The organism is Frigoribacterium sp. CFBP 13605, assembly GCF_014839405.1.
GTDB lineage: Bacteria > Actinomycetota > Actinomycetes > Actinomycetales > Microbacteriaceae > Frigoribacterium.
Window position 1 is genome coordinate 71,304 of sequence record NZ_JACYNS010000004.1, and the last position, 19,095, is coordinate 90,398.

Below are 19,095 nucleotides of genomic sequence, written 5' to 3' on the forward strand. Positions count from 1 at the left end.
GGTCGCGACCGGTCGGCACATCTTCGTCCCGTCCGGCAGGAGCCCCTACGCACATGTCAGCTGATCCCACCGACGCCCAGCCCGACGACACCTACGGCGCCAGTGCGATCCAGGTCCTCGAGGGTCTCGAGGCCGTGCGCAAGCGTCCCGGCATGTACATCGGCTCGACGGGGCCCCGTGGTCTGCACCACCTGGTCTACGAGATCGTCGACAACTCGGTCGACGAGGCCCTGGCCGGCCACTGCGACCACATCGAGATCACCATGCGCGAGGACGGCGGCGTCCGCGTCGTCGACAACGGTCGTGGCATCCCGGTGGACGTCCACCCCGTCGAGGGTCGGTCGACCGTCGAGGTCGTCCTCACCGTGCTGCACGCCGGCGGCAAGTTCGGCGGCGGCGGTTACGCCGTGTCGGGTGGCCTGCACGGCGTCGGCAGCTCGGTCGTCAACGCCCTGTCGAGCGAACTCGACGTCGAGGTCCGCCGTCAGGGTAACGTCTACCGCCAGAGCTTCACCGACGGCGTGCCCGTCGCGCCGCTGGCCAAGGGCGAAGAGGACGACACCACCGGCACGACGATCACGTTCTGGCCCAACTCCGAGATCTTCGAGACCGTCGAGTTCGACTACGAGACGCTGCGCACCCGGTTCCAGCAGATGGCGTTCCTCAACAAGGGCCTCCGCATCGAGCTCAGCGACGAGCGCGTGCAAGAGGACGACGCCGAGCCCCGTCACGACGTCTTCCACTACGAGAAGGGCCTCGTCGACTACGTCGAGTACCTGAACACGACCAAGAAGGTCGAGACCGTCCACGACGACATCATCGCCTTCGAGCAGGAAGACACCGAGAAGAAGATCTCGCTCGAGGTCGCGATGCAGTGGAACACCTCGTACCAGGAGAGCGTTCACACCTACGCGAACACGATCAACACCCACGAGGGCGGCACGCACGAAGAGGGCTTCCGTGCAGCGCTGACCACGCTGATCAACCGTTACGCGCGCGAGAAGAACTTCCTCAAGGAGAAGGACGACAACCTCTCGGGCGACGACGTCCGCGAGGGCCTGACGGCCGTCATCTCGATCAAGCTCGGCGAGCCGCAGTTCGAGGGCCAGACGAAGACCAAGCTCGGCAACACCGAGGCCAAGTCGTTCGTGCAGAAGGTCGCCGGGTCGCAGCTGAACGACTGGTTCGACCGCAATCCCAAGCAGGCCGCCGAGATCGTCCGCAAGGGCATCCTCGCGTCGCAGGCCCGTCTGGCCGCGCGCAAGGCCCGTGAGCAGACCCGCCGCAAGGGCGTGCTCGAGTCGAACGGCATGCCCGGCAAGCTCAAGGACTGCCAGAGCAAGGACCCCTCGCGCAGCGAGATCTTCATCGTCGAGGGCGACTCGGCCGGTGGCTCGGCCGTCCAGGGGCGCAACCCCGAGACCCAGGCGATCCTGCCGCTGCGGGGCAAGATCCTCAACGTCGAGAAGGCCCGTCTCGACCGTGCCCTCGGCAACAACGAGGTGCAGGCCATGATCAAGGCCTTCGGCGCCGACATCGGAGAAGACTTCGATCCCGACAAGGCGAGGTACCACAAGATCGTCCTGATGGCCGACGCCGACGTCGACGGCCAGCACATCACGACGCTGTTGCTCACCCTCCTCTTCCGCTACATGCGGCCGCTGATCGACCTCGGCTACGTATACCTGGCGCAGCCGCCGCTCTACAAGCTCAAGTGGAGCAACGCCAGCCACGAGTACGTGTACAGCGACGCCGAGCGCGACGCGGTGCTCGTGTCGGGTCGCGCGGCCGGCAAGCGCATCCCGAAGGAGAACGCGATCCAGCGTTACAAGGGCCTCGGCGAGATGGATTACAAAGAGCTGTGGGAGACCACGATGGACCCCGACACCCGCACGCTGCTGCAGGTGACGCTCGAGGACGCCGTGGCCGCGGACACCATCTTCGACACCCTGATGGGCGAGAACGTCGAGTCGCGCCGCAACTTCATCCAGCAGAACGCGAAAGACGTCCGCTTCCTCGACATCTGATGCGCGCCTCCGGCTGATCCGGAGCACGCCCGCGCCCCGACGAGCACCACGGGGCAGACCACGACAAACGGAGAATCATGGCCGACGAGCCGACAGACACCCCCGAGGGCACCGACGCCGAGGGTGCACAGACCTTCGCCGAGGCACCGAAGCGCGACAGCATCGAGCAGGTCGACCTCCAGCTCGAGATGCAGCGTTCGTACCTCGACTACGCGATGAGCGTCATCGTCGGCCGGGCCCTGCCCGAGGTGCGTGACGGCCTCAAACCCGTGCACCGCCGCGTCATCTACGCGATGTACGACGGTGGCTACCGCCCCGATCGCGCGTTCTCGAAGTGCTCGCGCGTGGTCGGCGACGTCATGGGCCAGTTCCACCCCCACGGTGACACGGCGATCTACGACGCGCTGGTGCGTCTCGTCCAGCCGTGGAGCCTGCGCTACCCGCTGGCGCTCGGCCAGGGCAACTTCGGCTCGCCCGGCAACGACGGCGCCGCCGCCCCGCGGTACACCGAGACCAAGATGGCCCCGCTCGCGCTCGAGATGGTGCGCGACATCGACGAGGACACCGTCGACTTCCAGGACAACTACGACGGTCGCACCCGCGAGCCGGCCATCCTGCCCAGCCGGTTCCCCAACCTGCTGGTCAACGGCTCGGTCGGCATCGCCGTCGGCATGGCGACCAACATCCCGCCGCACAACCTCCGCGAGGTCGCCTCGGGCGCACAGTGGTACCTCGAGAACCCCACCGCGACGCGTGAAGAGCTGCTCGAGGCGCTCATGCAGCGCGTCAAGGGCCCCGACTTCCCGACGGGGGCACAGATCCTCGGGGTCCGGGGCATCCAGGACGCCTACCGCACGGGCCGCGGTTCGATCACGATGCGTGCCGTCGTCAACGTCGAGGAGATCCAGGGTCGTACCTGCCTCGTCGTCACCGAGCTGCCCTACCAGGTCAACCCCGACAACCTCGCGATCAAGATCGCCGAGCTGGTCAAGGACGGCCGCATCGGCGGCATCGCCGACATCCGCGACGAGACCTCCGGTCGCACGGGTCAGCGCCTGGTCATCGTGCTGAAGCGCGACGCGGTCGCCAAGGTCGTGCTGAACAACCTCTACAAGCACACGAGCCTGCAAGAGAACTTCGGCGCGAACATGCTCGCGATCGTCGACGGCGTTCCCCGCACGCTCGCGCTCGACGGCTTCATCTCGGCGTGGGTCGACCACCAGATCGACGTCATCCAGCGCCGCACGCGTTTCCGCCTGAAGAAGGCCGAAGCCGACGCGCACATCCTGCGCGGCTACCTCAAGGCGCTCGACGCCCTCGACGAGGTCATCGCGCTCATCCGCCGGTCGCCGACCGTCGAGGAGGCGCGCGCGGGTCTCATGGACCTCCTCGACGTCGACGAGGTCCAGGCCTCGGCCATCCTCAACCTGCAGCTGCGTCGCCTGGCCGCCCTCGAGCGTCAGAAGATCCAGGACGACGCCGACAAGCTCGAGCGCGAGATCGCCGACTACCAGGACATCCTGGCCAAGCCGGAGCGTCAGCGCACCATCGTCAGCGACGAGCTCGCCGAGATCACCGACAAGTACGGCGACGACCGTCGCACCGAGATCATGTTCGGCTTCGACGGCGACATGAGCGTCGAAGACCTCATCCCCGAAGAAGAGATGGTCGTCACCATCACCCGGGGTGGCTACGTCAAGCGCACCCGCAGCGACAACTACCGCAGCCAGCACCGGGGCGGCAAGGGCGTCCGCGGAGCACAGTTGCGAGCCGACGACGTCGTGGACCACTTCTTCGTGACGACCACCCACCACTGGCTGCTGTTCCTCACGAACAAGGGTCGGGTCTACCGCGCCAAGACCTACGAGCTGCAGGAGGCCGGCCGCGACGCCAAGGGCCAGCACGTGGCCAACCTGCTCGCCATGCAGCCCGACGAACAGATCTCGCAGGTGCTCGACATCCGCGACTACGAGGTCGCGGACTACCTCGTGCTCGCCACCCGCGACGGCCTGATCAAGAAGACCTCGCTGACCGAGTACGACACGAACCGCACCGGCGGCATCATCGCGATCAACCTGCGCGACGACGACGAACTCGTCTCGGCTCTGCTGGTCGACGAGCACGACGACCTGTTGCTCGTCTCGCGTCACGGCATGTCGCTGCGCTTCACGGCCACCAACGAGTCGCTGCGCCCCATGGGCAGGTCGACCTCGGGCGTGAAGGGCATGACCTTCCGTGACGACGACACGCTGCTCAGCGCCTCCGTCGTCGGTGAAGAGGGCTACGTCTTCGTCGTCACCGAGGGCGGCTACGCCAAGCGCACGGCCGCCGACCAGTACCGCGTCCAGAACCGTGGCGGTCTCGGCATCAAGGTGGCGAAGCTCGCGGAGGCGCGGGGAGACCTCGCCGGTGCCCTGATCGTCGGCGAGGACGACGAGGTGCTCGTGGTGCTGTCCGGCGGCAAGGTGGTCCGCTCCGCCGTCTCCGAGGTGCCGGCCAAGGGCCGTGACACGATGGGCGTCGTCTTCGCCCGCTTCGCGAGCGACGATCGCATCATCGCCGTGGCCCGCAACAGTGAGCGCAATCTCGCGGCCGAGGTCGACGAGAGTGCGGACGCCGTGGCCGAGGCCGTAGTGTCTGTCGAGTCCGTCGAGTCCGTCGACGCCGACACCGAGATCCCCACGACCGACGTCACGTCGGTCGATGCCGAGTCGACCGACGACGAGGCCCCCGGAACCGCCGGAGAGGAAACGAACAATGAGTAGTGTCGCCGAGAGACTGCAGAAGAAGGCGAAACGACCGTCCGGCACCAAGCAGGTCCGCCTCAAGCTGGTCTACATCGACTTCTGGTCGGTCGTGAAGCTGGCCTTCCTGATCTCGGTCGCGATCGGCATCATCACGGTCGTCGCCACCTTCCTCATCTGGGCGATCCTGAACCAGACCGGCATCTTCGACGACCTCGACGCCCTGCTGCGGGACATCCTCGGCGACTCGAGCTTCTCGATCCAGGACACCTTCAACGTCGGCCAGATCATGCTCTTCTCGATCGTGGTGGCCATCCTCAACGTGGTCGTCGGCACGGTCCTCGGGGCCATCGTCGCCGTCCTCTACAACCTGAGCGTGCGCATCACCGGCGGTCTCCTCGTCGGATTCACCAACAACTGATCCACCATTCGAGTCGGTTGAACCCGCCGATTCGAGTTCGCCGTCGTGGTGCTGTAGGCTTTACGACGGTCCGGGGGCTATAGCTCAGGCGGTTAGAGCGCTTCGCTGATAACGAAGAGGTCATAGGTTCAAGTCCTATTAGCCCCACGCAGTACCGGTCTCACATCACGCTCGTCTCCTGACGCGCAGGGTGGTGAGATCGTGCTCGTTCCCCCGGTGACCGGGGGGTCGGGGCCTTAGCTCAGTTGGTAGAGCGCCTGCTTTGCAAGCAGGATGTCGGGAGTTCGATTCTCCCAGGCTCCACTGGATTGCCTTGCCCCTGTCCGCTGACTCCGTCAGCGGACAGGGGCAATTCTCTTGTGCTGGTCTGGGGGCCCTCCGGGCCCGTGTCGGCTTCGCCGACGTGCGTGCAACGTTGGGCCTTAGGCAGTGTCTGTGCTGGTGCTGGTCTGGTGCTGGTGCTGGGGCCGGATCAGCGTCGAATGCTGCAGTCGTCGGGGGCAGGGACGACGAAGGGCCCGCCTCCGGGGAGGCGGGCCCTTCGTGGGGGTGTGAGGGACTACGCCTTGGTGTCGGCGTCGTCGTCGGCGACCCAGAGCTCGTCGTCGGCACGAAGCGTCTGCACGGCCGCGAACACGAGGGCACCGAGAGCGATGACGCCCACGCCGATCAGCAGGACGCCGCCGACGCCGGGGCCCGACTTCTGCTGGCGCGGCACGTACTTCGCCGCGGCCTTCTTGCCCTGCTTCTTGGCGTTCTTCACGGCCTTCGCGACCTTCGGGTCGTTCGCGAGGTCGAGGTTGCCGAGAGCCGACGAGAACGCCGGGTAGACGTCGTGCTTCAGGCGGTCCTGAGCGACCGACGCGTAGTGCGAGCCGGTCGAGAGGCCCTGCGAGACCACGGGGCGGACGTTCGAGTCCACCGCGTGCTTGATCTGGGGGACGACCTTCTTGTTCGCGATCTTGACGGCGTCGTCGCGGTAGCCGCCGATGACCTTGCCGGCGTGGTCGATCACGCCGCGCTGCTCACCCCACACCGCCACAGCGTGCTTCTTGAACTTCTTGAGTTCTTTCTTCTGCTTGCGTGACAGGGCCATGAACGTTCCTCCAACGAGTAGGCAGTGGAGCCAGAGTTGCTGGCCCGTCCCAGTGTGGCACGGAGGTTCCTGACAGGTCACGGAACGGTGACTGGGGAGTCGCTGGTGCGTAGAGGTGGCTGTGGAAGAATGACGACATGTCAACGCACACCGCTGTCGCCACCCTCACCACCAACCACGGCACCATCAAGGTGAACCTCTTCGGCGACCACGCCCCGAAGACCGTCGCCAACTTCGTCGGTCTCGCCACCGGCACCAAAGAGTGGACCCACCCGGCCACCGGCAAGGTCAGCACCGACAAGCTCTACGACGGCGTCGTCTTCCACCGCATCATCAAGGACTTCATGCTGCAGGGCGGCGACCCGCTCGGCCAGGGCGTCGGCGGGCCCGGCTACCAGTTCGACGACGAGATCCACCCCGAGCTGAACTTCAACGCCCCCTACATCTTCGCGATGGCCAACGCCGGCTCGCGCGGCGGCAAGGGCACCAACGGTTCGCAGTTCTTCATCACGACGGTTCCGACCCCGTGGCTGCAGGGCAAGCACACCATCTTCGGGGAGGTCGCCGACGACGAGTCCAAGAAGGTCGTCGACGCGATCGAGGCCGTCAAGACCGACGCCCGCGACAAGCCCCTCGAGGACGTGGTGCTCGAGAGCGTCACCATCGACGAGGTCTAGGTGACCGATCCGCACGACCGCTCGAACTTCTGCTATCGGCACCCCGACCGGCAGAGCTTCGTCCTCTGCCAGAGGTGCGGTCGCACCATCTGTGGCGAGTGCCAGACGCCCGCCGCGGTGGGGGTCCACTGCCCGGAGTGCGTGAAGGAGGCGCGGGGCAACGCACCGCGCCTCCAACCGCAGGTGGTCGGTCGGGTCCGTAGCGCGTCTCGGCGAGGCGCCCCCGTCGTCACCTACGGCATCATCGGCGTGACCGTAGCGGTGTTCCTCTTGCAGCTCGTGACCGGTACGGGCAACGGCGTGGTCACGCGGGCCCTGGCGTTCTACCCGCCGCTCGAGATCGTGCAGCCCTGGCGCGCCGTCACGACGATGTTCGTGCACGGGAGCATCCTGCACATCCTCTTCAACATGTACTCGCTGTACATCTTCGGGGCAGAACTCGAACGTCAGTTGGGGCGAGGTCGGTTCGCCGCCCTCTACTTCCTCTCGGGGATCGGCGGTTCGGCCGCTGTCGCCCTCCTGGCACCCGGAAGCTTCGTGGTCGGTGCCTCCGGGGCCATCTTCGGCCTCATGGCGGCGTTCTTCGTCATCGCCCGCAGCCTCGGTGGTCGCAGCATCCAACTCCTGGTGCTGGTCGGCATCAACCTCGCGATCGGGTTCATCGTGCCCGGCATCGCGTGGCAGGCCCACCTCGGGGGCATCGTCGTGGGCGGGGCGATCGCGTTCCTGTTCTCGAAGACCCGTCATCGCTCGAAGCACGCCGTGCAGATCGCCGTGCTCGTCGCGATCGGCGTGGTCGTCGTCGCGGTGCTCCTGGCCAGATCGGCCCAGCTGGTCGGGCTGTTCTAGACCACCCGGACGGTGAACGACGAGAGGCGGCTCCCCATCGGGGAGCCGCCTCTTCTCGTCGGCCGACGCGATCTCACCCGCCCGAGTTATCCACAGGAAAGTTATCCACAGGGTTTCCCACAATGGGGATAGTTACAGGCGTGTAAGTTCGAAGGTGCGTTCTAGCGCCACCGGGTGGTCATCAAGAACCCGATGAACATGATCCCGAAGCCGACCAAGATGTTCCACGAGCCGAGCGAAGCCACCGGGAGGGTGCTCTGGCTGACGTAGAACACCACGATCCAGGCGAGACCGACGAGCATGAAGCCGAACATGACCGGCTTGAACCACACGGGGTTCGGCGCGTCCTCTGCGGTGCGGGCGGGCTTCGTGCTGCGGTTCGTGTCTTTGGCCATGGCGCACAGTGTACCGTGAGGCCCTTTTCGGTCCTGGGAGGGTCGCCACGTCCGTCCCCGGGTACGCCCGCGTTCTCCACATGCTCTCCACACGTTGTCCACCGGTGGCCGCCACAGTCTCCGGGGGAGCGGAGCCCGCCTAGAATCGAGTCATGACGGACCACGGGGGCGAGGCCCAGCTCTCGAGACGCACGAAGCGTCGCCGTCGATCCCGCGCCTCCTTCGTCAGCGTCCTCGGAGAACTGCTCATCACGGCCGGCGTCCTGGTGCTGCTCTTCATCGGGTGGCAGCAGTGGTTCAACGACCTCGTCGTCGCCGACGCCCACAAGGGCGAGGCGGCACGGCTGAGCGAGCAGTTCGACCAGGCGGCGACTGCAGCGCCCGAGCCGTCGCCCGACGGCTCGTACGGTGAGCCGCCCGTGGGGGCGGCGCCCGGCGAGGCCGAGGAGTTCGCCAACTTCTACGTCCCACGGTTCGGCGCCGACTACGCGGTCCCGATCGCCGGGGGGACGAGCACCGTGCGAACACTCAACAAGATCGGCATCGGCCACTACGACGAGACGCAGATGCCCGGCCAGGTCGGCAACTTCGGCATCGCCGCCCACCGGACCACCTACGGGGCGCCGTTCAACGAGATCGCCGACCTGCAAGAGGGCGACAAGATGTACGTCCAGACCCAGGACGGCTGGTTCACGTACTTGTTCCGCAACCTGCAGTACGTCCAGGCCACGCAGGTCTCGGTGCTGCAGCAGGTGCCCGACGCTCCCGACGTGTCGGCGACCTCGGGCGACCGCCTGATCACCCTGACGAGCTGCAATCCGATGTTCACCGCCCAAGAACGCATCGTCGCCTACGGTGTGTTCGACTCGTGGCAGCCGCTGTCGGCCGGCGCACCCGCCGAGCTCGCCGCTGCCGGAATCGGAGGCTGACCGTGTACGCCGCCCTCTGGCGCATCCTGCCCGGACCCTGGTGGGTCAGGCTCGTGCTCGTGCTCGTCCTGATCGCCGCCGTGCTGTTCGCCCTCGTCGAGTGGGTCTTCCCCTACGTCAACGAACTCCTGCCCACCCCCGACGTCACCGTGGAGCAACCATGACGCGCATCCTCGTCCTCGACAACTACGACAGCTTTGTCTACACGCTGAACGGGTACCTCCAGCAGTTGGGTGCCGAGACGGACGTCGTCCGCAACGACGCGTTCGACGCGGCCGACACCGCCGACCGCATCGCCGAGTACGACGCCGTGCTGCTGTCGCCCGGCCCGGGGACCCCCGCTGCCGCCGGCGTCTCCATCGACGTCGTGCACGCCGCGCTGGCGGCCGACAAGCCGCTGCTGGGCGTCTGCCTCGGGCACCAGGCCATCGCCGAGGCGCTGGGGGCCACCGTGACGCACGCCGACGAACTGATGCACGGCAAGACGTCGAAGGTCGAACACGACGACAGCGCGTTCTACGACGGGGTCCCGCAGCCGTTCACCGCGACGCGGTACCACTCGCTCGCCGTGGTGGACGAGACGGTGCCCGAGACGCTCGAGGTGACCTCGCGCACCACGGGCGGCGTCATCATGGGCCTGCAGCACCGTTCCGCGCCGGTCTACGGCGTGCAGTTCCACCCCGAGTCGGTGCTGACCCAGGGCGGTTACCAGATGATCGGCAACTGGTTGTCGGTCGCCGGTTTGCCGGGGGCAGCCGTGACGGCCCGGGGGCTCGACCCGCTCGTCGACCTGGGCTGAACGTCCGAGCCCGTCGTCCGGACGTCGAAGTCCGAGCGTCGTGCTCTCGGCGTCTCGCTCCGAGCGGCGAACTGGCTTCGTCGGACCTCGGCGTCGCTCCGTGGCTTCTGCGAGGGCTCAGCCGGTGCAGATGCGCAGGGTGACCGCCGAGCCCTGAGCCACGTCGCCGGGCGGGACGCTCATGCCCGACACCGTCTCACCGGTGCAGCCGGGGTCGGCCTGCGGGGTGACCGCCAGACCGAGCTGGTCGCGCAGGGTCGTGATGGCTTCTTCCGACGGCTGGCGGGTGACGTCGGGAAGCTGCACGAGACCGTTGGACACCACGATGTCGACACCCGAGCCGAGGGCGACCTGCGCAGCCGCTGCCGGATCGGACGAGAGGACGGACCCCTCGGCAACGGTGGGCGAGTAGTCGGAGCTCTGCTGGCCCCGTTCGAGACCAGCATCGGTGATGGCCTGCCAAGCGGCGTCGACGGTCTGACCGGTGACCGACGGCATGGCGACGAGTTGGGGCCCCGACGAGACGGTCACCGTGACGGCGAATTCTTTCGGGACGGACGTGCCGGGCTCCGGATCGGTCGACACGATGTCGCCGGCGTCGATCGTCGGGCTGGTGGCGTCGGCACGGACGACCGTCAGGCCCAGGTCGTCGAGGCGGGCGGATCCGGTCTCGAAGCTGACCCCGACGAGGTCGGGGATGCGGGACGACTGGGCGTTGTCGACGGTGGGAGGCGTCAGGTTGACCACCCAGAAGACGACGGCGACGATGACGACGGCCACGAGCACGATGCCCGCCCAGATCCAGGCGACGGGCGGCCGGGTCTGCGTTCGTTGGGGCCGTCCGGTGTCGTCCGACTGCAGCTCTTTCAGCGCGGCCTCGCTGCCCGCATTCGCGTGCGGGTTGACGCCGAAGAGCGTGGAGCCGGCGTCGACAGCGTGCGGCCGGCGGGCCGGAGCACGACCGGCGCCCGCGGCTTCGAGGTCGTCGCGGAACTCGGCGGCGCTCTGGAAGCGGTCGAAGCGGTCTTTGGTGAGCGCGTGCAGGACGACGGCGTCGAGCGCCGGACTGACCTGTCGCTCGAGCGTGCTCGGGGGGACGGGAGGCTCGCTGACGTGACGGTAGGCGACCGCGACGGCGCTGTCGCCGGTGAAGGGCGGCTTGCCCGTGAGCAACTCGAAGAGCATGACGCCGGTCGAGTAGAGGTCGGTGCGGGCGTCGACGGTCTCGCCGCGCGCCTGCTCGGGGCTGAAGTACTGCGCGGTGCCGAGGATGGCCGTCGTCTGCGCGACGGTGGCCGCCGAGTCGCTGATGGCGCGGGCGATGCCGAAGTCCATCACCTTGACCTGGCCCGAGTTGGTCAACATGACGTTGCCGGGCTTGATGTCGCGGTGGACCACGCCCGCCCGGTGCGAGTACTCGAGGGCCGTCAGCACGCCCGAGGTGACCCGCACGGCCTCGTCGGGGTCGAGTGGGCCTTCGGCGACGATGTCCTTGAGCAGACGCCCCTCGACGTACTCCATGACGATGAAGGGGACGACCACGTCGAGCCCGCGGCGGTCGCGGACGACCTCTTCGCCGGCGTCGAAGACCCGGACGATGGTCGGGTGGGCCATGCGGGCGGCGGCCTGGGCCTCTTGGCGGAACCTCGACCGGAAGGCCGGATCGGTCGCGAGGCTGGGCTTCATCAGCTTGACGGCGATCTTGCGGCCGAGTCGGGCGTCGGTGCCGACGTGGACGTCGGCCATGCCACCGCGGCCGATCAGGTCACCGATCTGGTACCGGTTGGCGAGGAGATGGATGCTCTCTCTCACACCTTCAGCCACGCCTGTTCTCCCAACGACCCACCCCTGTCTGGCGACACGGTCGGAGCCAGTGTACCGGGGCGGTAGCCCCCGGACTGGGTACGGACCTAGGCCGAAGGGATGATTGTCAGGGCTTCGTGACCCCGGTCGTCTGCACGACCGGGGTCACGATCGGACCTACTGAGGGTCGGTGCCCTCCGAGGGGCTCGGGGCCGGTGACGTGGCCGGGGCCGTCACCGTGATGGTGACTCCCGGCGACGGCTCGGACGCGATCTGACCGCAGTTGGCCACGTAGCTGACCGTGAGGTTGCCGGCAGCCGAGGCGGTCACCGTGAGGGACGTCGCGTTGGCACCGAGGCCCCCGGCCGACTGACCCGAGGTGTCGGTCCCGCCGGTGATCGTGTACGAGTAGCCCGTCAGCGAGTAACCGGTCGGGCACCCCGTGTAGGCGGGCCAGTTGATGGTGGCGGTGTCGCCGGCCTCGATCTGGCCCGGGGTGGCGGTGGGCGTCGAGGGCTGGGCAGGGGTCGGGGCCGCGCGGTAGATGTAGATCGTCACCGACGAGCCCTTCTCGAGGGCACCCGTCGGGTCGATGCTGGCGACGGTGCCGACCTGGTCGGGACTCGGGGCGCTCGACCCGGCGTCGGCCGAGTCGACCTGCAGGCCGAGTTCTTCGAGGGATGCGCGGGCGGCGGCCTCGGTCAGTCCCACGTAGTCGCCCGAGGACACCGTCACGGACGTCGGGGTCGGGGTGGGCGTCGGAGTCGTCCGGGTCGGCGTCGGCGTGCTGCTCGAGGTCGTCGGCGCGGGCGCGGGATCGTCGGTGTTGCCGATCGCGAAGACGATGCCGACGACGAGGGCGATGACGGCCAGGACGGCGAGGACGATCAGCGGCCAGAACCACGGACTGCGCTTCTTCTCGTCGGGTTCGTCGTCGCCGTCGCGCAGGGCGTCGGGATCAGCCGAACCGGCCACGTAGCCCGCGGCAGCACCGCCGGCGGCGCTCTGGGCACGGGTGGCCATCGGATCGAACAGTTGCGTCGTGGCGTCCTGGGCGTTGAAGGCCTGGGTCGCCGTGCCGGCGGGCGTGGCGGCGACGGCGCCGATCGCCGGGACGGCGACGGTCGCGGCGGCCACGTCGCCGCGGCGGAGGGCCCGAGCGGCCTGGGCGAGGGCCGATGCCGTCGCCGGCCGTTCGCCCGGCTTCTTGGCGATGCAGGACAGGACTAGACGACGAACGGGTTCGGAGACCGTCGACGGGAGGTCGGGCGGCTGTTCGTTGATCTGTGCCATCGCGATGGCGACCTGGGACTCGCCCGTGAACGGTCGACGACCGGCCAGGGCCTCGTAGGCGACGATGCCGAGCGAGTAGATGTCGGTGCTGGGGGACGCCGGGTGGCCGCTCGCCTGCTCGGGCGAGAGGTACTGCACGGTGCCCATGACCTGGCCCGTGGCCGTCAGCGGAACCTGGTCGGCGATGCGTGCGATGCCGAAGTCGGTGATCTTCACCCGGCCGTCCGGGGTGACGAGCAGGTTGCCGGGCTTGATGTCGCGGTGCACGAGACCTGCGGCGTGGGCGGCCTGGAGGGCCGAGGCGGTCTGCGCGACGATGTCGAGGACCTTGTCGGTCGGCAGGACGCGGTCGCGCTCGAGGACCGTCGACATGGCCTCGCCGGGGACGAGCTCCATCACCAGGTAGGCGCTGCCCTCTTCTTCGCCGTAGTCGAAGACGTTCGCGATGCCCTCGTGGTTGACCAGGGCCGCGTGACGGGCCTCGGCGCGGAAGCGCTCGAGGAATCCGGGATCGCCCAGGTACTCGTCCTTGAGGATCTTGATGGCGACCGTGCGGCCGATGACGAGGTCGGTGGCTTCCCAGACCTCGCCCATGCCGCCGATGGCGACTCGGGTCGACAGCTGGTAACGCCCACCGAAGGTGACTCCGCCGGATGGTCTCATTTGTTCAGCACCGCCTCTAGTACTTTCTTCGCGATCGGTGACGCGACACTGTTGCCGAATGCGGACTGGCCCTGTCCGCCGCCGTTCTCGACGACGACCGCGACCGCGACCTCGGGGTCAGCAGCAGGCGCGAACCCGGTGAACCAGAGGGTGTACGGCTCGCCGGGGCCGTTCTCGGCCGTTCCTGTCTTGCCGGCGACGTCGACGCCGTCAATTCTTGCATTGCTCGCCGCACCGTTCGCGACGTCCTGCACCATCATGTCGGTCATCGTGGCCGCAGTCTGGGAGCTGATGGGCTTGCCGTACTCCGAGGGCGAGAAATCCTCGACCGGGCTCAGGTCGGGGTTCAGGACGCTCTCGATCAGGGTCGGGTTCATCTCGGTGCCGCCGTTGGCGATGGCGGACGAGACCATGGCCATCTGCAGGGGCGTCACGCGGTCGGAGCCCTGCCCGAAGGACTGCAGCATGAGGGTGGCGTCGTTGATGGCCTGGCCCTTGGAGTCCTCGATGGGGAACTGGCTCGGCGTGACGGCCTGGGGGACGCCGATGGAGTCGTCGCCGAAGCCGAACTTCTCGGCCTGCTCTTGCAGGGCCTTCGCACCGAGGGCCTGGCCGAGTTGCGCCATGGGGATGTTGCACGACAGGCGGAGGGCGGTTGCGATGGTGGCCGTCTCGCCGCCGCCGCAGCTCCCGCCCTCGGCGTTGTTGATGTTCGTGCTGGTGCCGGGCAGCGTCAGGGTCGACGGGTTGGGGAAGGCGCTGTCGGGCGTGTAGTCGCCGCTCTCGAGCGCAGCCGCCGTCGTGATCAGCTTGAAGGTCGACCCCGGTGCGTACAGGTCGCCCTGGATCGCCCGGTTCTGCAGCGGAGCCGAGGGGTCGGCGATCAGCGAGTCGTAGGCGTCGGTGACGGTCTGACGGTCGTGGCTGGCGAGCGGGTTGGGGTCGTAGCTGGGCTTCGAGACCATCGCGAGGATCTTGCCGGTCTTCGGGTCCATCGCGACGACCGAGCCCGAGTTCGAGCCGAGGGCGTCGTAGGCCGCCTGCTGGACGGTGGGGTCGAGGGTGAGGTTGACCGTGGCCCCCTCGGGGTCCTGACCCGTGAGCAGCGAGTTGACCTGGTCGAAGAACTGCGAGTTCGCGTTGCCCGTGAGGTACCGGTTCATGGCGTCCTCGATGCCTCGGGATCCCTGACCCAACGTGTAGTAGCCGGCGACGGGTGCGTAGAGGTCGGGCTGCGAGTAGGTGCGCTGGAACTCGTACTGGTCGTCGACGGGGGTCGACTGCGCGATCGCCTGGCCGCCGACCAGGATGGGACCGCGCTGCGCCGAGTAGCTGGCGAGCAGGGCCCGCGAGTTGCGGGCGTCGGCGTTCAGCGCGTCGGCCTGGAACGCCGTGATGTAGGTCGTCGAGAGGAAGAGCGCGACGAACATGGCGAGCACCACGTAGCTCACGCGTCGGAGTTCTTTGTTCATCAGCCGATCACCAGCCTCGGTTGGTTGCGCACGGAGTCGGACAGTCGCAGCAGCAGGGCCACGATGATCCAGTTGGCCACGAGCGACGAGCCGCCCGCGGCGAGGAAGGGAGCGGTGAGGCCCGTGAGCGGGATCACCCTCGTCACGCCACCCATGACCACGAAGACCTGCAGGGCCACGACGAAGGCGACGCCGACCCCGAGCATGCGACCGAAGTCGTCCTGACCCACGAAGCCGATGCGGAACCCGCGGGAGACGAGCAGGAGGTAGAGCGCCAGGATGGCGAAGAGCCCGGTGAGGCCGAGTTCTTCGCCGAGCGACGCGAAGATGTAGTCGCTCTCGGCGAGCGGGGTGGTCTGCGGACGGCCCTGACCGAGCCCCGTGCCGATCAGTCCGCCGTTCGCCAAGCCGAACAGACCCTGCACGAGCTGGAAGGACCCGCCGACGGCGTCGTACTCGGACTGGGCGAAGGGATTGAGCCAGGCGGCGAAACGGCCCTGCACGTACCCCAGGAAGGTGCTGGCGATCAGGGCCCCTCCGAGGAAGAGGCCGACGCCGAGCACGATCCAGCTCGCGCGCCCCGTGCCCACGTAGATCATGACGAGGAACAGCCCGAAGTAGAGCAACGAGGTGCCGAGGTCGCGCTGGAAGATCAGGACGCCCATGGCGACGAGCCAGACGATGAGGATCGGCCCGAGGTCGCGTGGTCGCGGGAACCGCATGCCCAGGATCTTCGGCCCCATGAGCGAGAGGTTGTCGCGGGCGGTAACGAGGTAGCCGGCGAAGAAGATGGCCAGCGTGATCTTGGCGATCTCGCCCGGCTGGAACGAGAACGGTCCGATGTCGATCCACACGCGGGCGTTCAGCCCCTCGCGGCCGATGCCCGGCAGGAGGGGCAGCAGCAGCAGCACGATCGACACGAACATCGCGATGTAGCGGTACCGCGAGAGCACCCGGTAGTTGCGGATCACGAGCAGCACGGCGAGGGCGATCACCATCGCGAGGACGGTCCAGACCATCTGCTTGATGCCCAGCGCGCCCCAGCCCTCACGCCCCTCGGCCAGGTCGAGGCGGTAGATCATCGCGATGCCGATGCCGTTCAGGGTGACGGCGATCGGCATGACGAACGGGTCGGCCTCGCGGGCGACGACCCGCAGGACGACGTGGAAGATCAGGGCCAGGCCCAGCACCATCGAGCCGGCGATCAGCACGGTCGGGTCGACCTCGCCGGTCGCACCGAGCTGGACCAGCACCATCGCTCCGGCGGCGACGCCGCAGGCGATCAGCAGCATGAGCAGTTCAAGGTTGCGGAGGCGCGCGGGTTCGCGCAGGCGCAGCGAGATAGCCTGCGTCATGTTCGTGGGACGCGAGGCCTTCGCGGACGGCTTGCGCGCGCCTCCTACGCGACCGATGACCTCGGTCGCGTCACCACCGGGTGCGTCAGGGGTTGCTGGCATCGGCCAACCTCTCGACGATGGCCCTGGCGTCCGCGAGGGAACCGGCGTTGATGGTGTCCTCCACGGTGGTCTGCGTGTAGTTCGGCAGGTCGTCGACCTGGACGTCGGTGGTCTCGTAGACGCTCGAGAGGCCGATGGGCCCGAGGCTCTGTTGCACGCCCTTGTAGATGACGACCGTGCCCCGTTCTTCGCCCACGTAGTAGTGGTCTTGCGTCCACTGGTAGGTCAGCACGAGCCCGGCGACGAGCGCGGCGATCGCCACGACGAGGGCGGTCAGCCAGGTGATGCGGCGACGGCGACGGCGACGTTTGTCTTCGGCGATGAGCTCGGCGAGGTACTCGTCGCTCTCGGGCTCGAAGTGGCTGTCTTCCGGCGTCGTGGCGACCTTGAGCGGGTGCAGCAGGATCGTCGGCAGGCGGAGCTGCTTGCGCCCGGCGTCGCTGTCGAAGCTGAGGGGTGCGGCGGCCGACCCGACCGTGACGGGTTCGTCGAGTGCCGAGTCGCCCGACTCGTCGACGTCGACGATGACGACGGTCACGTTGTCGGGGGCGCCGTGGTCGAGGGTCTCTTTCACGAGGCGCCGGGCCGTCTGCTCGGCGTCGAGGCCCATGGCCATGGCCTTCTTGATGCGCTCCTCGGCGAGGTAGCTGCTGAGGCCGTCCGAGCAGATCAGCCAGCGGTCGCCGGGCTGCGTGCCGAGGGTCGCCGTGTCGATCTCGGGTGCCGCGTCGACGTCGCCGAGCACGCGCATCAGCACGCTGCGTCGCGGGTGCACCGCCGCTTCTTCTGGCGTGATGCGACCGCTGTCGACCAGGCGCTGCACGAAGGTGTGGTCGGCGGTGATCTGGCTGAGCTCGCCCTCGCGGAACAGGTAGATGCGTGAGTCGCCGATGTGGGCGATCGCCATGCTGTCACCGACGCGCAGCATGGCGCTGACGGTGGTGCCCATGCCGGTGAGCTCTTGGTGTTCGAAGACGGTCTCGGCCAGCAACTGGTTCGCGGCGATCAACGACGACTGCAGCGCGAACTCGGCGTCACCCGGCGAGGTGTAGACGCGGTCGGTCTCGCGGATCCGTCGGATCGCGATGGCCGAGGCGACGTCGCCGCCCGCGTGCCCGCCCATGCCGTCGGCGACGACGAAGAGCTGCGTGCCGGCGTAGCCGCTGTCTTGGTTGTTGGACCGGATCTTGCCCACGTTGGACAGAGCGGCACTCTTGGCGTGCGTCGTCATGAGGGCCTACCGCCGGAGCTCGAAGCTCGTCTGCCCGATCGTCACGGTCGCGCCCGTGGGCACGGGGGTGGGGACCGACACGCGCTCACCGGCGAGGAACGTGCCGTTGGTGGAGTCGAGGTCTTGCACGACCCAGCGGCCGTTCCAGAGCATGAGGCGCGCGTGGTGGGTCGAGGTGTAGTCGTCGCGGATCACGAGGTTGCTCTCTTGGGACCGCCCGATGGTGAGCGGCCCGTCGCCGAGGGGCATCTCGAGGCCGGCCTTGGCGCCCTTGGTGATGACCAGGCGCGTGGCGCGCCCGTCACCCTGAGGCGTCGGTGCCGGCGCGGCGGGCGCGGGACGCGGGGCGGGGGCAGGAGGCGCGGTGGCGGTCGCGCTCGCCTTGCCGGGTGTGGCGTCGGCGGGCATCTTGCGCGCCCGCTGCCCGAAGAGGTCGCTCCGCAGCGCGAACACGATCACGAAGACGAACAGCCACAGGACGGCCAGGAAGCCGAAGTGGAGCACCAGCAGGGTGAGGGCTGAGGTCATCGTCGGCCACCCGTGGAGTCGGGCCCGTCGAAGGGGTCGGGCGTCGATGACTGGGGGAGCACGCGGAACACGATACGCGTACGACCGATCTGGATCACCGAATCGGGCTGCAGCGGCGCCTTGGTGAGGGGGTTGCCGTTGAGCTTCGAGCCGTTCGTCGAGCCGAGGTCGCGGACCTGGGCACGTGACCCGTCCCACAGGATCTCGACGTGCTGACGGGAGGTACCGGTGTCTTGAACGGTGATGTCGGCGTCGCTGCCGCGGCCGATGATGGTGCGGGCACCGCTGAGCTCACGGCGCTTGCCGTCGATCTCGACGAACGGCTTCCACTGCACCTCGCCGCGCAGGTTGCGCGAGTCGACCGACATGATGCCGACGCTCAGCGAGTCGTCCTCGCGGAGGCGGATGCCGAGGGGCCCGGCGAACTGGTACCCCTGGGCGGTGGCGTGCCGCTGGGTGAGCTGCGTGAGCTCGTCGATCAGGGCCGGACCGATGCCGGACATCTTCTCGTAGTCGATGGGGGCGAGGCGCACCTGGAGCTCGTTGGGCACGAGGATGCGGTCACGCGAGACCACCGCGGCCTTGGTGTCGAGCTCACGGCGCAGCGCGTTCGTGATCTCGAGTGGTTGCACGCCCGAACGGAACGTCTTGGCGAAGGCGCCGTTGACGGCGCGCTCCAGCCCGCGTTCGAAGTTGTCGAGCAGTCCCATG

17 protein-coding genes and 2 tRNA genes are annotated in these 19,095 nt (G+C 68.1%); 10 read left to right on the plus strand and 9 right to left on the minus strand.

Annotation, left to right across the window (positions count from 1 at the left end; all coding sequences use genetic code 11):
* Positions 1-53: 53 nt before the first annotated feature.
* The 5 genes from gyrB (at position 54) to IFT36_RS02700 (ending at position 5,495) form a co-directional block, all read left to right on the plus strand.
* On the plus strand, positions 54-2,027 hold the full coding sequence (gene gyrB / locus IFT36_RS02680; protein WP_056044219.1) for a DNA topoisomerase (ATP-hydrolyzing) subunit B: 1,974 nt from the start codon (positions 54-56) through the stop codon (positions 2,025-2,027).
* Positions 2,028-2,104: 77 nt separating this feature from the next.
* On the plus strand, positions 2,105-4,792 hold the full coding sequence (gene gyrA, locus IFT36_RS02685; protein ID WP_056044217.1) for a DNA gyrase subunit A: 2,688 nt from the start codon (positions 2,105-2,107) through the stop codon (positions 4,790-4,792).
* Positions 4,785-5,192 carry a DUF3566 domain-containing protein gene (locus IFT36_RS02690; protein WP_043595295.1) on the plus strand — a complete coding sequence of 136 codons (408 nt, stop codon included), beginning with the start codon at positions 4,785-4,787 and terminating at the stop codon, positions 5,190-5,192. The genes gyrA and IFT36_RS02690 overlap by 8 nt, the downstream gene beginning before the upstream one ends.
* Before the next feature lie 73 nt (positions 5,193-5,265).
* Positions 5,266-5,339, plus strand: a tRNA-Ile gene (locus IFT36_RS02695).
* A gap of 83 nt (positions 5,340-5,422) precedes the next feature.
* Positions 5,423-5,495 (plus strand) — tRNA-Ala (locus tag IFT36_RS02700).
* Between the two features lie 256 nt (positions 5,496-5,751).
* On the opposite strand, the gene IFT36_RS02705 is transcribed toward IFT36_RS02700, so the two are convergent.
* Entirely contained in the window at positions 5,752-6,288 is a 537-nt protein-coding gene (locus IFT36_RS02705; protein WP_123571109.1) for a hypothetical protein, read from the minus strand.
* Positions 6,289-6,425: 137 nt separating this feature from the next.
* On the opposite strand from IFT36_RS02705, the gene IFT36_RS02710 reads away from it, so the two are divergent.
* Entirely contained in the window at positions 6,426-6,965 is a 540-nt protein-coding gene (locus IFT36_RS02710) for a peptidylprolyl isomerase (protein WP_056044214.1), read from the plus strand.
* Entirely contained in the window at positions 6,966-7,814 is an 849-nt protein-coding gene (locus IFT36_RS02715; protein WP_056044212.1) for a rhomboid family intramembrane serine protease, read from the plus strand.
* A gap of 161 nt (positions 7,815-7,975) precedes the next feature.
* On the opposite strand, the gene IFT36_RS02720 is transcribed toward IFT36_RS02715, so the two are convergent.
* The gene (locus IFT36_RS02720) at positions 7,976-8,209 is read right to left on the minus strand and encodes a cell division protein CrgA (protein ID WP_043595289.1); all 234 of its coding nucleotides are present in this window, start codon (positions 8,207-8,209) and stop codon (positions 7,976-7,978) included.
* A 152-nt stretch (positions 8,210-8,361) separates the two neighbouring features.
* Between IFT36_RS02720 and IFT36_RS02725 the strand changes: the two genes are divergently transcribed.
* Genes IFT36_RS02725 through IFT36_RS02735 form a run of 3 tightly spaced genes read left to right on the plus strand, consistent with a single transcriptional unit; the run spans position 8,362 to position 9,937 of the window.
* Positions 8,362-9,138 (plus strand): class E sortase, encoded by a 777-nt coding sequence (locus IFT36_RS02725; RefSeq protein WP_200412358.1) that lies wholly within the window; start codon positions 8,362-8,364, stop codon positions 9,136-9,138.
* 2 nt (positions 9,139-9,140) lie between these two features.
* On the plus strand, positions 9,141-9,302 hold the full coding sequence (locus tag IFT36_RS02730; protein WP_173154031.1) for a hypothetical protein: 162 nt from the start codon (positions 9,141-9,143) through the stop codon (positions 9,300-9,302).
* Positions 9,299-9,937, plus strand: coding sequence for an anthranilate synthase component II (locus tag IFT36_RS02735; protein WP_123571112.1), 639 nt, complete (start codon positions 9,299-9,301; stop codon positions 9,935-9,937). Before IFT36_RS02730 ends, IFT36_RS02735 begins: the two co-directional genes overlap by 4 nt.
* Before the next feature lie 117 nt (positions 9,938-10,054).
* Here the strand turns inward: IFT36_RS02735 and pknB are convergent, their stop codons facing one another.
* From pknB to IFT36_RS02770, 7 genes are all read right to left on the minus strand, one after another.
* A complete protein-coding gene (gene pknB / locus IFT36_RS02740) occupies positions 10,055-11,761 on the minus strand; it encodes a Stk1 family PASTA domain-containing Ser/Thr kinase (RefSeq protein WP_200412359.1) in 1,707 nt (568 codons plus the stop codon).
* Between the two features lie 156 nt (positions 11,762-11,917).
* Positions 11,918-13,696 carry a protein kinase domain-containing protein gene (locus tag IFT36_RS02745; RefSeq protein ID WP_200412360.1) on the minus strand — a complete coding sequence of 593 codons (1,779 nt, stop codon included), beginning with the start codon at positions 13,694-13,696 and terminating at the stop codon, positions 11,918-11,920.
* Entirely contained in the window at positions 13,693-15,168 is a 1,476-nt protein-coding gene (locus IFT36_RS02750; protein WP_056044205.1) for a peptidoglycan D,D-transpeptidase FtsI family protein, read from the minus strand. The genes IFT36_RS02745 and IFT36_RS02750 overlap by 4 nt, the downstream gene beginning before the upstream one ends.
* Positions 15,168-16,523, minus strand: a complete 1,356-nt coding sequence (locus IFT36_RS02755) for an FtsW/RodA/SpoVE family cell cycle protein (protein WP_043595278.1) — start codon at positions 16,521-16,523, stop codon at positions 15,168-15,170. The genes IFT36_RS02750 and IFT36_RS02755 overlap by 1 nt, the downstream gene beginning before the upstream one ends.
* 85 nt (positions 16,524-16,608) lie before the next feature.
* Entirely contained in the window at positions 16,609-17,856 is a 1,248-nt protein-coding gene (locus tag IFT36_RS02760; RefSeq protein ID WP_043595276.1) for a PP2C family protein-serine/threonine phosphatase, read from the minus strand.
* Between the two features lie 6 nt (positions 17,857-17,862).
* Entirely contained in the window at positions 17,863-18,384 is a 522-nt protein-coding gene (locus IFT36_RS02765) for an FHA domain-containing protein FhaB/FipA (protein ID WP_200412361.1), read from the minus strand.
* On the minus strand, positions 18,381-19,094 hold the full coding sequence (locus tag IFT36_RS02770; RefSeq protein WP_043595272.1) for an FhaA domain-containing protein: 714 nt from the start codon (positions 19,092-19,094) through the stop codon (positions 18,381-18,383). The genes IFT36_RS02765 and IFT36_RS02770 overlap by 4 nt, the downstream gene beginning before the upstream one ends.
* Position 19,095: the final 1 nt, after the last annotated feature.

What these genes read in the sequence shown, in the direction of transcription:
- gyrB (WP_056044219.1), top strand. Translation starts at nt 54, where the DNA reads ATGTCAGCTGATCCCACCGACGCCCAGCCCGACGACACCTACGGCGCC.
- gyrA (WP_056044217.1), top strand. Translation starts at nt 2,105, where the DNA reads ATGGCCGACGAGCCGACAGACACCCCCGAGGGCACCGACGCCGAGGGT.
- IFT36_RS02690 (WP_043595295.1), top strand. Translation starts at nt 4,785, where the DNA reads ATGAGTAGTGTCGCCGAGAGACTGCAGAAGAAGGCGAAACGACCGTCC.
- IFT36_RS02705 (WP_123571109.1), bottom strand. Translation starts at nt 6,288, where the DNA reads ATGGCCCTGTCACGCAAGCAGAAGAAAGAACTCAAGAAGTTCAAGAAG.
- IFT36_RS02710 (WP_056044214.1), top strand. Translation starts at nt 6,426, where the DNA reads ATGTCAACGCACACCGCTGTCGCCACCCTCACCACCAACCACGGCACC.
- IFT36_RS02720 (WP_043595289.1), bottom strand. Translation starts at nt 8,209, where the DNA reads ATGGCCAAAGACACGAACCGCAGCACGAAGCCCGCCCGCACCGCAGAG.
- IFT36_RS02725 (WP_200412358.1), top strand. Translation starts at nt 8,362, where the DNA reads ATGACGGACCACGGGGGCGAGGCCCAGCTCTCGAGACGCACGAAGCGT.
- IFT36_RS02735 (WP_123571112.1), top strand. Translation starts at nt 9,299, where the DNA reads ATGACGCGCATCCTCGTCCTCGACAACTACGACAGCTTTGTCTACACG.
- IFT36_RS02745 (WP_200412360.1), bottom strand. Translation starts at nt 13,696, where the DNA reads ATGAGACCATCCGGCGGAGTCACCTTCGGTGGGCGTTACCAGCTGTCG.
- IFT36_RS02750 (WP_056044205.1), bottom strand. Translation starts at nt 15,168, where the DNA reads ATGAACAAAGAACTCCGACGCGTGAGCTACGTGGTGCTCGCCATGTTC.
- IFT36_RS02755 (WP_043595278.1), bottom strand. Translation starts at nt 16,523, where the DNA reads ATGACGCAGGCTATCTCGCTGCGCCTGCGCGAACCCGCGCGCCTCCGC.
- IFT36_RS02760 (WP_043595276.1), bottom strand. Translation starts at nt 17,856, where the DNA reads ATGACGACGCACGCCAAGAGTGCCGCTCTGTCCAACGTGGGCAAGATC.
- IFT36_RS02765 (WP_200412361.1), bottom strand. Translation starts at nt 18,384, where the DNA reads ATGACCTCAGCCCTCACCCTGCTGGTGCTCCACTTCGGCTTCCTGGCC.
- IFT36_RS02770 (WP_043595272.1), bottom strand. Translation starts at nt 19,094, where the DNA reads ATGGGACTGCTCGACAACTTCGAACGCGGGCTGGAGCGCGCCGTCAAC.